Annotated in this window: 11 protein-coding genes; 7 read left to right on the forward strand and 4 right to left on the reverse strand. The window is 64.7% G+C overall.

What is annotated here, in order from left to right:
- Nucleotides 1–92 precede the first annotated feature (92 nt).
- On the forward strand, nt 93–410 hold the full coding sequence (gene cutA / locus NBG84_RS11820) for a divalent-cation tolerance protein CutA (RefSeq protein WP_250919309.1): 318 nt from the start codon (nt 93–95) through the stop codon (nt 408–410).
- 19 nt (nt 411–429) lie between these two features.
- On the opposite strand, the gene NBG84_RS11825 is transcribed toward cutA, so the two are convergent.
- The gene (locus tag NBG84_RS11825) at nt 430–1,764 is read right to left on the reverse strand and encodes an NsdA family TPR-like regulatory protein (protein WP_486679373.1); all 1,335 of its coding nucleotides are present in this window, start codon (nt 1,762–1,764) and stop codon (nt 430–432) included.
- Between the two features lie 678 nt (nt 1,765–2,442).
- Between NBG84_RS11825 and NBG84_RS11830 the strand changes: the two genes are divergently transcribed.
- Together NBG84_RS11830 and NBG84_RS11835 are read left to right on the forward strand one after the other, a co-directional pair.
- Entirely contained in the window at nt 2,443–2,922 is a 480-nt protein-coding gene (locus NBG84_RS11830; RefSeq protein WP_250919311.1) for a hypothetical protein, read from the forward strand.
- A gap of 195 nt (nt 2,923–3,117) precedes the next feature.
- On the forward strand, nt 3,118–3,525 hold the full coding sequence (locus tag NBG84_RS11835; protein WP_250919312.1) for a hypothetical protein: 408 nt from the start codon (nt 3,118–3,120) through the stop codon (nt 3,523–3,525).
- Between the two features lie 99 nt (nt 3,526–3,624).
- On the opposite strand, the gene NBG84_RS11840 is transcribed toward NBG84_RS11835, so the two are convergent.
- Nucleotides 3,625–4,929, reverse strand: coding sequence for a chloride channel protein (locus NBG84_RS11840; RefSeq protein WP_250919313.1), 1,305 nt, complete (start codon nt 4,927–4,929; stop codon nt 3,625–3,627).
- A gap of 403 nt (nt 4,930–5,332) precedes the next feature.
- Between NBG84_RS11840 and NBG84_RS11845 the strand changes: the two genes are divergently transcribed.
- Together NBG84_RS11845 and NBG84_RS11850 are read left to right on the forward strand one after the other, a co-directional pair.
- Nucleotides 5,333–6,778, forward strand: a complete 1,446-nt coding sequence (locus NBG84_RS11845; protein WP_250919369.1) for a hypothetical protein — start codon at nt 5,333–5,335, stop codon at nt 6,776–6,778.
- 59 nt (nt 6,779–6,837) lie between these two features.
- Entirely contained in the window at nt 6,838–7,317 is a 480-nt protein-coding gene (locus NBG84_RS11850) for a DUF7144 family membrane protein (protein ID WP_250919314.1), read from the forward strand.
- Between the two features lie 383 nt (nt 7,318–7,700).
- Here the strand turns inward: NBG84_RS11850 and NBG84_RS11855 are convergent, their stop codons facing one another.
- Nucleotides 7,701–8,105 (reverse strand): hypothetical protein, encoded by a 405-nt coding sequence (locus NBG84_RS11855; RefSeq protein WP_250919315.1) that lies wholly within the window; start codon nt 8,103–8,105, stop codon nt 7,701–7,703.
- Nucleotides 8,106–8,605: 500 nt separating this feature from the next.
- Here NBG84_RS11855 and NBG84_RS11860 point away from each other — a divergent pair, with 500 nt between their 5' ends.
- Complete coding sequence (locus NBG84_RS11860) at nt 8,606–8,956, forward strand: hypothetical protein (RefSeq protein WP_250919316.1); 351 nt, start codon at nt 8,606–8,608, stop codon at nt 8,954–8,956.
- 519 nt (nt 8,957–9,475) lie between these two features.
- On the opposite strand, the gene NBG84_RS11865 is transcribed toward NBG84_RS11860, so the two are convergent.
- A complete protein-coding gene (locus NBG84_RS11865) occupies nt 9,476–10,396 on the reverse strand; it encodes an endonuclease/exonuclease/phosphatase family protein (protein ID WP_250919370.1) in 921 nt (306 codons plus the stop codon).
- Nucleotides 10,397–11,329: 933 nt separating this feature from the next.
- On the opposite strand from NBG84_RS11865, the gene NBG84_RS11870 reads away from it, so the two are divergent.
- Complete coding sequence (locus NBG84_RS11870; protein WP_250919317.1) at nt 11,330–13,081, forward strand: peptidoglycan-binding protein; 1,752 nt, start codon at nt 11,330–11,332, stop codon at nt 13,079–13,081.
- Nucleotides 13,082–13,764 lie beyond the last annotated feature (683 nt).

Genomic DNA, 13,764 nt, shown 5'->3' on the forward strand with positions numbered 1-13,764 from the left:
GAGTTCCACGGAGCATGACTTGTCAGACTCGCCCTACGCGAACTGCGGAGCGACTGCTACCTGGCTAGTTGGAGCGCTACTAGGCTTCCCCCATGGCTGACTATCTTCAGGTGTCTACCGCCACAGCGGACCGTCAATCAGCAGAATCACTGGCTCGATCAGTTGTCGTGGCGCGACTGGCGGCCGGCGCGCAGATCATCGGGCCTGTCACCTCGGCCTTCTGGCATGACGGAGAGTTCGGCACCGGTGAAGAGTGGCAGATTCTCTTCAAGGCTCGCGCTGACCGATACTCAGAACTTGAGGACCACCTCCTTGCCCATCACCCGTGGAGAAACCCTGAGATCTCGGCTACCGACATCGTCAGGGGATCTGCGGGCTTCTTTGAATGGATGGACAACTACGGGAAATAACCCTTGCGTCTGCTGCTGCTTACGTCAGTTGCACCCTTGATCGCTCCATGATTTCAGCTACCTCCGGGATATCGGAATGAGCTTGGAGTTTATGGACGACATCCCTAAGTCGCTTCCTGGGTCTCACTGAAGCTACGCCTGAGGAGAGTTCAAGAGCTTTTCCGACTACAAGTGCAGCCTGCTCCACCTCGCGCGCAGAGATATATGACTCCGCAAGCCATGAGAGATACAAGGATTTGTCTCGCGCTTGAGTATCGTCGTACTGTGACAGTGCGCTCTCTAGGACTGGGACTGCTCTAAGTGGTCGATCTAGAACGGTCCAACATCGGCCAGACATAATCTGCAACTCGGTGCTGTCAACCCATGAAGTCCATTCTAGCTGTGGATTCTGACTGACTTCGCCGAGCGCGGCTTCTGCCACGTGAAGAGACTTTTCGGTTTCCTTCGACATTCCGGCACGTGCGTATGACCATGCCAGGCGTTCATTCAATAGAGCGCGAACGCCTTGGGGTGCTTGAGGTCCGGCGGTCTGGCACGCTTCGATAGCAGTAGAGAGGCCCGTCTGAGGGTTCTCATCAATTCGCTGGTAGGCGAGGAAAGCTAGCGCATTACCTGCTAGCGAATTGTCGCCTGCCTCAGTAGCAGCGTTCAGGCTGGCCTTGTATAGGCTAAATGCATCCGCTTGCTTTCCTGCATCGAACGCTGCCCAACCAGCTTGCTGCGCTTGCTCGGCAAGTACCGAAAGCATGGATAGGTGCGTCTCTGAGTCGGCGATTCCCTCCTTGACTAGCCTCTTTGTCGAAAGATACTCGGCCAAGTAGACCCGATAGGTGTCACCGCCTCCCAAGATCTCATCTAGTCGACGAAGGCGGGCGGCGCGACGGCGTAATTCGTCGGGAGTACGCCGCCCGATCCGCTGCCCTGGTGCGCTGATCTCCTTCATTTCGGGTAACGCTGCGGCTAACCCCGCCCCCGTTGACGCACCGATGAACCTTCTACGTTCCACAGCGTCAGCCTTCCCTCCGGTCCTCTTGTCGTAAGAGTTGTACCCGGTGGTCGCCTCCGTCTCCCAAGTGCGTGGTGTGACCCCAATCATGTGTCCGGGGATACGGAACGCGTCGGCGATCTCGATCATCTTCTGGTAGGTGGTGATCGCGCCTTCCCCTCGTGCTAGAGCACCTACGCGTTCGGGCTTGATCCCGCAGTGAGCGGAGATCCTGGAGTAAGAGACTCCGGCATGAATCCGCATGAGCCGAAAGACGGCTCCAAAGTCGTGTGAGGCCAGTAGTGGCCTGACGTCATCACGGTTGAGGAAATCGCATGGCAGTGCGATTAATGGATCGGTCCCAGTCACAGGGGTTTCCTATCGGCATCTTGGTGTCCCTGCTTCGATCGATCTGAGGGTATCCCCACCATGGGGGTCCCTGAGATAGGGATGCCGTACTCACTCAAGACGGCAAGGCTAATCCACAGCACCCGCGCGATCAGATTTTGGTACGGGGGCCGTGATCTTCTGTCAAGGGGGCTTGATGGGTTTGCTGTGTCGTCTCAGAACTTCGCTCTTGATGCGCCGTCTGCTTCGGCGCCAGTTCCGATCGGTTTGCGGCGCCGAGGTTCTCGTCGCTCCCCATGCGCGACGTCGGCTGGTTTTGGCCTATGGCCAATTAGCAGACCCGGCCGACATCGCTGGGTCGGCTAGGTGTGTCCTTCAGCGAAACCACACGGGTCCCCATGTGTCCCTCTTGTGGGAACTGGATCGATGGGCCGGGGCCGACCAAGAGGGCGAAGTGTGGGGGCATTGGAACGGCGATGGTGAACTCCATTTCTCGATCCGTGCCGATTGCCCCGCGCGCAACGGGCCGCTAGGTAGGTCTGATGGGGCTTGCACTCTGTTTTCCGGGCATCCCGGGGAGCATTCGTTCCGTCTCTGGGATGTTCGGTACGAGGGCTTCGTCGGGTCTGACGACCATCAGACCGTGTGCGCTGCCCTGGATGAGAACCACCCGTCCCTCGCTCCGTGGGGGCGGCGCTGATGGCACACGCGATGCTGCGGCGGCTACTGCGAGGGCTTTTCTGGCGGGACTGTGGGGCGACCGCACGAGTGCCGTTGTTCACCGCGTTGTCGATGCGTGAGCGGTATACAGACCTGGGGTGTTCGGCGCGGGACATCAAGGAGGACGTCCAGTGCCCTCTCTCCCGGGGGCACAAAGGCGACCACGCGGACCTTGTATGGGAGGTGTCGTCCCGCGACCTCATCGGTGTCGAGGTGTGGCTCTTCTGGCGGGACGGCGTGGTGCCGGAGCGATGTGAGCCCCTACAGGATTGTCCTGCCGTCAATGGCAAGCCCGTTGGCCATGACCGGGCATGCGACTTCTTCCAAGGGCACGCTGGGGCCCATTCGTTTCGCCTGTGGGATTCCTATGAACGGTGGGCATGGGCGAAAGCGGGCCGCACATCGCTGCGGCGGGAGCTTGCCCAGCGACTCCCCTTCGACTCCTCGTGGTTCAGCTAGAGACAGTCGCTTCGACGGCTGACCGACCCCGTGCCGACCTGCTGCCTCCCGCCCGGTCGGCATGTGTGGCGGGCCCGCCCGGTGGGTGCGTAAGGGTGATCGCCGGGCGGGCCCGAAACCTTGAACGCCCTGGCAGATCGGGTAAGGACCGACCTGCCAGGGCTCCATCAACAGCTGAAGTGGAGCTGTATCCGTATGACCCTCCTTATCCGCCGTGCCCTGACGTGGGTTCTGAACCTTCTGCTCCCGCCTCGGGGCAAGCACGCGGCGGCAAGTGCCGTGAGCGCGTCTCCGGCGCAGGCGCCCGAGCCGGTCCGGATCGATCCCTTCGCACATAAACGCGTGGTGTGGGAGCAGGGTTGGGGCACCCCGACTCCCCGCCATGTGGTGGAGCGTCACCAACTCCTGCGCGGGGAGGACTCGCGGCTGATCCGCCCGTACACGCGCTTCACGGATGACACCGTGCGACTCCGGCCGATTCATGTGGTTCAAGCGGAGCGCCGGCTCACCCTGGTCTACGCAACCGCTGGTCTCGATCTGCCCGACACCTACCTGGCCTCCACCTTCGCTGAGACTGGTTCCGTACGACCCCGGAGGGTGTGATTCGCCTGAGCCTGTCGACCGCTCGGTGCGGTCGGGGGAGTGCGGTCGACTGGCCCAGGCGGAGGCTGTGTTCTGGCGAGGCCGTCTTCTTGCGCCGATTCAGCGCCGCTGCTTCTCCAACAACTGCGCCGTGACAAAACCCACCACCGCGCAGACCACGATCAACGGCATCTGATTGGTCGCGTCACTGCCCATGAGCAGTACGGCCAGTACCGAGCTGGTGACGGGCAGCCGGGTCACCACCGCCGAGGCCGTGGCCATTCCGAGGGCCAACGAGGGGGTCACCCCCAGCCCCGGCAGCCCCGCGCAGGCAACCCCGATGGCCGCGCCGAGCAGCACCGAGGGAAAGATCGGCCCACCGCGCAGCGAACCCAGGCTGATGCCCCACGCCAGGCCCTTGCACACCACGAGTGCGATCAACGCACCTACCGACCAGGAGTGCGGATCGGCGGCCAGGGCGCCCAGGGTCACTTGCCCCGACAGTGCTGCCTCCGCCGGTGAACGACCGGTGATCAGTGCGTAGGCGGCGATGCATACGCCGACCGCGACCGCGCACACCACCGTACGGACCGCCGTACGGCGCGCGGTCCAGTCGGCCGTGAGATAGCCCAGCCGGTGGGCGTAGGACACCACCACACCGATCAGCACGGCGATCGGTACGCCCCAGAGGAAGTCACCGGCGTCCGGGCCCACGTTGGGAGGGACGGAAGGCAGCTTCAGGGCGCCGATGGCCAGCCCGGTCCAGTTGCCGAAGCCGGTGAAGACCAACGCGCCCACCCCGCTGGCCAGCAGACACGGCAGGAGCAACAGCACCAGTTGCGGCCCGGCGAGCCCCGCGGCCTCGACGACCATCACGGCCGCGACCAACGGCCCACCGAGGATGGTGGAGATCGCCGTTGTGGAACCGGCTGTGGCCACCACCAGGGCTGCCTTGGGGTCTTCGGCGCGCTTGGCCGACCGCATGGCGAGCAGGGCGAGCCCGCTGCCCAACGCCATCAGCGGCGCCTCGGGCCCCAGCACCACACCCAGCGGCAGGGTGGCGAGCGCGGCGAAGATCACCCCGGGCAGCGCGTCGGGCCCCAGCGGTGGGCCACCGAGACCGTTCACCGGCTGATGACCACCACCGCCGGGGGCCCGGGTCACGATGGGCGCGAGCAGCAGCCCGGCGAGCAGCAGCGCGGGCAGGGGCCACCACCAGGGCGGTTGGCCATAGCCGACGGCGTTCGGGAGGTCCTCCCAGATGGCGTGCTGGAGGGCGTGCTGCGCACTGACGAAGAAGAAGCAGGCCAGTGCGATGGGCACGCCGAGGAGGACCGAGAGCAGCAGCAGTTTGCGGTAGCCGCGGCTGCGGAGGATGTCATGGATGGTCGGGGCTTCGGGGATGGCCTCGGCTGGCGCGCTCACTCGCCCGGCCCCCTGCTGATGTCACTAATCGTCCTGGTGCGCTCTCCCTGGCGGTGCATAGCCCCATGCAAGGGCAGAGGGAGGTGGGCCGACCGGCTTGGGCGCGCGGCGTTTGGGTGACTCCACCCGGACGGCCGTCCAGGACTCGCCGCCCGTACCCGCTCCGGGTTCGCTGGCTGCACGGAGAGCGGAGGGGTGCGGTGATGACGGCGATGACGGACCGGGGGGTTGGCCGGTGGCGGGGGAGGCGTACATCCGTCCTGGCGATGACCGCTATGACGGCGAGGACGGACGGCTGCGGACGAACACGTCCAGGACGGTTGCGGTCAGGACTGCCACGGCCAGGGCGGGGTTGCGGGGGAGCGCAGCAGCCTGCTAGCGGAGGGAAGCGGTCGTGGCGGAGATGAATGAGCTGCAGGGCCTACGCGCCCGGGTGGCGGCCCTGGAAGCCTCGTCGACCCCTGCGGTCCCGACCTCCCACCATCGGGTGCGTTCGTTCTTCTCCGCCCTGCTGATCGTCATCGGCTGTGTGCTCGCTCCCTTGAGCGCCGTCGCCGTCTGGGCCGCCGATGAGGTCGGGGACACCGGCCGCTATGTGGATACGGTCGCCCCGCTCGCTTCCGACGCCGATGTTCAGAGCGCCGTGGCGAACCGGGTGACCAACGCCGTGATGGCCCATATCGACCTCAACTCGCTGTTGGAGGGTGTGGCCCCCGCCGATCGCCCTCGGTTGGCCAAGGCTTTGGGCAAGCTGGGCGGCTCCCTGGAGAGCGCACTGCGCAGCTTCGTCCAGGACAAGGCCGAAGCGGTCGTCGCGTCCGATGGCTTCAAAACCATCTGGATCGATGCCAACCGCAAGGCCCATGCCGCCGTGGACAAGGCCCTCACGGGCAGCGGCGGGGGAGCGGTCGAACTCACCGATGACTCGGTACAGATCGATCTTGGCCCGGTCGTCGACCAGGTCAAGCAACGACTGGTGGCGGACGGTCTCACGGTCGCGGGAAAGATCCCCGAGGTCCACACCGAGATCACGATCTTCCGATCGGATGACATCGGCAAGGTCAAGACGGGTTTCCGACTGCTTCAGCTCGCCGGCTACTGGCTCCCGGTCCTGGCGCTGCTGCTGGTCGTCGTGGGAGTGCTGCTGGCGGTACGCCGCCGGAGGGCGCTGGTCGCCGCAGCGCTGGGAGTGGCCTTCGCGCTCGCGGTGCTGGGCGTGGCGCTGACGGCCTTCCGGTCTGTCTATCTGGACGCGCTGCCCCTTGAGGTGTCCCAGCCCGCGGCTGAGTCGGTGTACGACGCGCTGACCAGGTACTTGCGGGCGTCGGTACGGATGGTGATCGCGCTCGGAATCGTGGTCGCGCTGGCGGCCTGGCTCACCGGCCGGGGGCGCTGGGCCCTGCTCGTACGGCAGCTGTGGCAGACGGGTATCGGGGCGGTGCGTGGAGCGGCGGACCGGGCGGGGATGAGGACCGGCCCGGTGGGGCCGTGGGTGCGGCGCTATCGGCGCTGGATCACCTGGCTGCTGGTGGCGGGTGCGGTGGTGGCTTATCTGCTGTGGAGCTATCCGACCGGATGGGTGGTGGTGGGGCTGGCGCTGGCGCTGCTGCTCGCCCTGGCGGTGGTGGAGTTCCTGGCGGGGGAACCGGTTGCCGCGGTGGGCGGGCAGCCTGGGCCTTCGCATCCCGGTTCGGGGACGGGGAGTACCGCAGGCTCGGATTCCGGTTCGGGGACGGGGAGAACTGCCAGCTCAGGTGGTGTTTCGGGCCGAGGCACCCCACCGGCTCCTGAGGGGTCCGCGTCACCCGAACGGCCGAATTCGAATGGCGGTGGCACGGGAGCGGGCTGACGCTCGAATTCCCGTCCGCGATGGGCGTACGGGACAGGAAGTCAATGAAGGGACGTCCCATGAGCAGTGCATCGCAGCCGACCGGGACCCCACCGCCGAGACCCACCCACGCCACCGGCCACGGTTCCGCACATGACTCCGGTCACAACAGCGGCTGGGCGGTCGGAGGAGTCGTCTTCGCGGGCATCCTCATGGTGTGCAACGGGGTGCTCGCCATCCTTCAGGGCATCTCAGCGGTTGCCAAGGATGACGTGTACACGCGGGTCGGCGACTATGTCTACAAGATCAACCTCACCGGCTGGGGCTGGATTCACCTCGTCCTCGGTGTCTGTCTGCTGATCACCGGCTGGGGTGTGCTCTCCAACCAGTCCTGGGCCCGGTACACGGGCATCTTCTTCGCCTCGATCAGTCTGATCGCGCAGTTCCTGTTCCTGCCCTATCTCCCGATCTGGGCTGTGATCATGATCGCGATCGACGTGTTCATCATCTGGGCGCTGGCTGTGTACCACCCGGAGGACAGAAACCGGGACCTGATCTGACGACAGCGTTCCTGCGGGCCCGGTCCACTCCATGACGCTGTTGGCGAATTCCGGCCCGAGCGTGACGTCGGACTCCAGGACCTGCTTGTGGTCCTGGAGTCCGACGATGTCGTATGAGGAGGGGCATGCGAGTACCTTGATCCTGGGGGACCGGCAGCATAACGACGTGTCCTCACTGCTCATCGGATGGTCGTTGCGAGGGGTAGTAGGGATGGACTGGGCGGGCTCGCGCGCTCGCCTCAATTGCCACGATCTGCCGTCGTAAGAGAACGCCTTCCATCCCAGTGCGACGTCGTGCTCGCCGACGAGGCGGTACCAGCTACCGACCAAAGAACCGTCTCAAAGCCATCGAGCGCGAGACGGAAGTCGCCTGATGCGCGAGCTCAATCCTGGTCCAGCTCCTCGCCCGGCGGGATGAAGGCGTCGGCACTGTCGGCATCGTCAACATGCCCGTGAGCGTCCATCGTGATGGCCGTTGCCCGGCCCTGCGAGGTGATCAGCCACGCGAGTACCTGTTCCGTGAGCGGGGTATTCCCTGGGCCCTCATCTTTCCAGTGGGCCCGCCACCCGCCGCCAGGAACTGCGGCTACGACCTGGTCGGCCTTCTCAAGGTGGGAGAAGTCCTCGTAGTCCGTTACGGGACGCATAGCTCCTCGCTTCGGGTCGACTACAAGCGCCGTTCCAGTTGCCGGGTCCCATGCCTCCACCCGCACCATGCGGCCGATCTCGGTCTCGGTGCCGTTGAAGATCGCGGTCCAGCCGGTCTGATTGAAGTAACGAAGATGCACCGCCCCATCCTCTCGTATGGCAATGAGCACAGCGGGCGGCTACTTGCTTTGCACGTTCATCCGTACGCACCTCGGCACACGCGAGTACGCCGACACCGTCGACGGTCTTGCCCATGAAGGAGCGCATAAGCTCCAGCGATCCCTGCCCAGGGAAGTGCCATCCGCGACAGCCAGACAGGCCGAAGGGGTTGCTCAGCGCCCGCAAGACCGGTCCGTCGAAGTGGAGCTCGACGCAATCGCGCACGAAGCAGACGGCGCTCACCTCCCGACCCAGAAGCAGCCGGAGGGGTCCCTCGAGTCGTCGACGATGGTCACGGGCTCATGCTGCCAAACGCTCCTGCTCCAGCAGGCTCGACCTCAACCTCCTCCGCCCATCCGCGAGGGGGCGGTGACAGATGACGCGAGATGACACCTATCTATCTCGACCAATCACACCCACCCGCCACCTGGGTCGTGTCGCACACCGTCCCATGTATTCGAACAAAGAGATGATCCCGGTCATGGTCGACATTGACTTCCCCCCGGACCTGCGCGATGCGCAGCTCCGACTCCATCAGACTCGGATCGCCTATGAGGAGCTGTGCCGGACGTTGCCGTGGTCGTTCGAGCCCGCGCCAGGGTGGGAAGGCGACAAGCAACTCCACAGTGACGGACGTGTGGGCGGGATGCCGGACAGCCCCGGTTACACCGACGCGGAGAAATCGGAAGAGGCACGGCTGCGCAATCTGCTGGTGGATCTGTCTACCACCGTGATGACGCATAGAAGTGGAGTCCCGGTGGGTTCCTGGCATCTCGGTGGGGCGTCGTCATGGCTGGTCAGCAGGTCAGAGGGCGTTCACTCGATGGCGTGAGATTCCCGTAGTAACTCGCAGATTTTGCGAGTAGTGGGCGTAATTTGCCGCTCTATGGGTGATTCCGGAAGTCGCGGTGGCAGATGAATCGACGTCGACGCCACCCTCCAGGCAGGACTGGCTTGGATAAGAACCGCCTCAGACGGTCGGCGTCTGGCCGCCCAACGGTCAGCCCCTAATCCCCACCCGAACTCCGACTGCCAGCTACACCGACGCATCAGCCAGGAAAGCAACGGCAGTCGCCCAGTCTCTGCACAGCGGCATCCGACGTGACTGCCGATGACGGCAAGCCGGCAGCCCAACCGGGTGCTTGATGCTGGGAGGCACTGGCGCGCTGAGACGCCGAATGGCGAGTAGGGGAGGGGCAGCGCCTGGCAGTCCGGTAGCTGAGGCGGCGGACCATTCCCCCAGTTCGCCAGTACACCGTTCCAGAGGGTGGGTCGGCTATGACTGCGGCTAGCTAACGCGGCGAAAGAACGGCGACTTCACCAAAGCGGGAGGCGTCCTCTGGTTTGAGGTTCAGAGGCGGATGTGGGCGGCGATGGGTAGGTGGTCGCTGGTGGTGGGTGGCAGTGACCAGATGTGTGTGGCTGTGGCTGTTCGGGTCATGATTTGGTCGATGCGGGCGAGGGGGAATCGTGCGGGCCAGCTGAATGCGAGGCCTGTGCGTGGTGGATCTAGCTGTGAGGTGAGCGGGCTGAGGCCGCGGTCGTCCACTGTGCTGTTGAGGTCTCCCAGGAGGATCACCTTCTCTAGCCGCTCGGCAACTATCGCCATGCCGAGAAGCGCGGCGCTTTCGTCCCTCCACGCGGAGCGGAATCCTGCACTTGGACTGAGTCGGACAGAGGGCAGGTGGGCGACGTAGACAGCGATGTCTCCATGTTCTGTCTTGGCGGTGACCCGCATGCCGCGATCCCAACCCTCACCGACGGCCTTGGGCTTTATGTCCACGCGTCGCGCATCGGTGAGGGGGAGCTTTGACCAGAGCCCGACCGTTCCCACAACCACGTGGTGGGGATAGTCCGGTGCCAGGACAGCCCCGATCGTCGGCCTAGACGAGGAAGTCAACTCCTCGAGCGCGATGAGGTCAGCATTGGCCTTGAGGAGCTTCCGTGCGGTGCCCGAGGGATCCGCATTCTCGTCGCTGACATTGTGCTGCACCACCGTAAGGTCGTAGCCCGCGCCAGGCTGGAGCGGCAACAGGCCGCCGAACTGGGCGAGCCAGGCCACCACGGGCACCAGAAACGCAGACCACACGATGACCGATCTCCGCAGGCAAGCCAGGACTATCAGGACCGGTATCGCCAGGCCGAGCCAGGGCAGGAACGTCTCCAGCAAGCTACCCAGACGAACACCACCGTTGGGAACAGCACCGGGAAAGGTCAGCAAGCCGGCCACAAGCAGGGAACTGGCAACAAGGGCACTGCGCCCTCGGCTCAAACATCGCGGGTGCCACCGGGCCCACGTTGGCGACTCCACATCCACCGCCGCTCCATCAACATGCTTCGTCAACTCGCTCGTCTCCGGTTCCCGAGGCTTGAATTGCGGCCAGGCCTCACATCGTCACTACGCACCCGCCAGTACCCTTGCGTTGGGCTTCACCCGTCCTCAGGGCGTGAAGAATCAACGCGTGGGACGAGTAACTGCCCTACGCGCAATACAGGGTGGACACTGGCCCTTCGCGGACGACAGATGTGGTTTCACCTACCCCGTCGGAACCGATATCGCGGTGAGCCGCGTCGGCAGCGGACGCGGCTTGGCGTTCGCCGTTCGTTGTCAGGCGGGGAGCCAGCGCGGCCACCACGGCGGGACGTGGTCCTCTGTGCACACTTCCGGGGACTCGCTTGCTCCCTCGATGGGTGTGCCGAGCCAGACGAAGTGCAGGAGTACCAGCGTGGCGAGCGTCAGGGTGAAAACTGCCGCGGGTATCAAGAGGCGTACGGGGCGGGGTGCCTGGCGAAGGACTGTCGCCGGCAGGGCCCAAGCCGCCAAGCCGACCAACGCCATAACGATCACTGTCAGCGGCGCCTCCCATGTCCAGAAATCGAAAATGCTGGGGTGCTCGCGTAGGACCAGCGCGCACGTCCGGCGGGCTTCACGGGACAAGCGCTGCGTGCCGTAGCCCACCACCCCGCTCGTCGCCAGTAACAGGAACCCCGCAGCCCAGGGTGCTTTCGTTCGTCGCTCCATACAGGGAAGGGACGTTCATCTACCCCTGCCAGGTTCCCGACACGCCTGCGGTTCCAGCCCTTTGAATCGAACATCAGTCCGAAAAAGAATACGAATGAACGTTCGAATCATGTGAGGCTGGACCCACCGCCGGGAGCACATCAGAGCCCCTGGCGGGGAGACCGACAGCGAAGGAGAGACATCATGCGCTTCGTCACGCGCGCTCAATGGGGCGCTCAACCGGCTCGGGAGAGCCAGAAGCCACTGCCGTCGCCGCGCGGTGTGAAGGTGCATTACCTCGGAGCCTTCTACCGCGGTCGTGAGCACCACGAGTGCGCCGGCCACATGCGACACGTCCAGTCGGACCACCTGAACAACAAGGAGGAGGACTACTTCGACATCGCGTACAACCTCGGTGTCTGCCAGCACGGCTACGTGTTCGAAGGGAGGGGCGCCGGGAACCAAAGCGCAGCGAATGGCGGGACGCAGTTGAACCGCGACCATGTAGCGGTACTCACGTTCCTCGGGAACACCGGGATCACCCAGCCGACTCAGTCTCAGATCACCGGCATCCAGGACGCCATCGCCTACCTTCGACGCAACGGCGCGGGAAACGAGATCCGCGGCCATCGGGACGGCTTCGCGACCCTGTGTCCGGGAAACACGATGTACGCCCTCGTCCAAAACGGAACCCTCGACCCCGGCACCCTGTATGACGGCGGAACACACACCGTCGCAGTCAACGAAACACTCGGAGAAATCAGCCTCAAGTACAACGTCCCACGCTCGTACATCATCGCCGTCAACAGGCTGCAGTCCCCCTACAACCTCATCGTCGGACAGCAGCTCACCGTCCCTGCCCGCGGAGTCCCCCTCGGTCAGGACGTACCCGGGGGAGGAGACAACGGCGGAGAAGAGCCGCCCCCGGCCGGATACGTCGCGTTTCCCGGAACCGAATGGTTCAAAGCCCTGCCCTACAGCCCCATCGTCACCGCGCTGGGTCGGCGACTGGTCGCGGAAGGCTGCGGTACCTACACCACCGGCCCCGGCCCGCAGTGGACCGACACCGACCGCGCCTCATACACAAAGTGGCAGCAGAAGCTCGGCTACACGGGCACCGCGGCAGACGGCTGGCCCGGCAAAACCACCTGGAACCAGCTCAAGGTCCCTGACGAAGGCATCACGCCTGTGCCCGTGGACTACGAACCCTTCCCCGGCGCGGAATGGTTCCAGACCAACCCGAACAGCCCGATCATCATCGAAATGGGCAAGCGTCTGGTGGCGGAAGGCTGCGGTACCTACACCACCGGCCCCGGCCCGCAGTGGACTGAGGCTGATCGTCTCTCCTACCAGAACTGGCAGCAGAAGCTCGGCTACACGGGCACCGCGGCAGACGGCTGGCCCGGTGCAACAACCTGGTACGAACTGCGCGTCCCGAGGGTAACGCCGGTGGAATACGAGCCCTACCCCGGGCCTGAATGGTTCCAGACCAACCCGTCCAGCCCGATCATCACGGCTATGGGCAGGCGCTTGGTGGCGGAAGGCTGTGGCGTCTATACGGGTGGTCCTGGTCCGCAGTGGACTGAGGCTGATCGTCTCTCGTACCAGAAGTGGCAGCAGAAGCTCGGCTACACGGGCACCGCGGCAGACGGCTGGCCCGGCAAAACCACCTGGGACCAACTCAAGGTCCCACGACAGACACCAGTCCAGCTCGAACCCTTCCCGAGCGCCGCATGGTTCCAGACCAACCCGTCCAGCCCGATCATCACGGCTATGGGCAAGCGCCTGGTCGCGGAAGGCTGCGGCGACTACGAACACAGCCCTGGTCCGCAGTGGACTGAGGCTGATCGTCTCTCCTACCAGAACTGGCAGCAGAAGCTCGGCTACACGGGCACCGCGGCAGACGGCTGGCCCGGCAAAACCACCTGGGACCAACTAAAGGTCCCACGGAGCTGACAGCTCACAACTGGGGCGGCGGCAGTGGAAGTGCCGCCGCCCCAGGACGAGCCGTCAAGGTCTCCCTCAACAAAGACACCGTACGCCCCGCAGGTAAAGCTCCACCTTTAGCAAGGGAAAAGAGAGAGGAAACTCCCGACCGGAAAGTGGAGACCCACTGTCCTCGTGTCCCGGACCGACACTGGCGCGCACAGAGGTGACTGAATGACACTCAAGGAGGGCCCTGACACCAGCACACCGATCGAGCTCGAACGCCTCCGCCGATCCATCGACGTCGGATTCGCCACGACACGCGGCGACTTGGCACTCCTGCTCCAGCGGGCCGATCAGACAGACAGAACCCTCAGCGATCACGAGGAGCGTCTAGACGCTCTTGAGCGGAACCGCTGGCCTCTACCATCCCTTGCCGCAGTAGCATCCTGCACTGCACTGGCGGTAGCTCTCTGGCAAGCCGGAGGCCAATAGCCCACGCGGCCCGGGACCCCGCTTGTCCACCAGGCAGGGTCTCGTGCCCGCTCAGTCGTCGGTGGCCAAGCACACACAGGCTGGTTGGACACCAATGAAGTCGCGTGGCCGTGCGGCCTTGCGACCAAGCCCGGAAACGTGAGCAAGAGGCACAAGCACTGTAAGAAATAGGGGTACGGCGGCCTCTCGGTCGCTAGGTCCCATGACCTGCTGGTGGC

This window comes from Streptomyces albipurpureus (assembly GCF_023701525.1).
Taxonomy (GTDB): domain Bacteria; phylum Actinomycetota; class Actinomycetes; order Streptomycetales; family Streptomycetaceae; genus Streptomyces; species Streptomyces albipurpureus.

Excerpts from the sequence above, each read along its gene's own strand:
- NBG84_RS11870 (WP_250919317.1), top strand. The coding sequence starts at position 11,330 with ATGCGCTTCGTCACGCGCGCTCAATGGGGCGCTCAACCGGCTCGGGAG.
- NBG84_RS11860 (WP_250919316.1), top strand. The coding sequence starts at position 8,606 with ATGGTCGACATTGACTTCCCCCCGGACCTGCGCGATGCGCAGCTCCGA.
- NBG84_RS11850 (WP_250919314.1), top strand. The coding sequence starts at position 6,838 with ATGAGCAGTGCATCGCAGCCGACCGGGACCCCACCGCCGAGACCCACC.
- NBG84_RS11845 (WP_250919369.1), top strand. The coding sequence starts at position 5,333 with ATGAATGAGCTGCAGGGCCTACGCGCCCGGGTGGCGGCCCTGGAAGCC.
- cutA (WP_250919309.1), top strand. The coding sequence starts at position 93 with ATGGCTGACTATCTTCAGGTGTCTACCGCCACAGCGGACCGTCAATCA.
- NBG84_RS11830 (WP_250919311.1), top strand. The coding sequence starts at position 2,443 with ATGGCACACGCGATGCTGCGGCGGCTACTGCGAGGGCTTTTCTGGCGG.
- NBG84_RS11835 (WP_250919312.1), top strand. The coding sequence starts at position 3,118 with ATGACCCTCCTTATCCGCCGTGCCCTGACGTGGGTTCTGAACCTTCTG.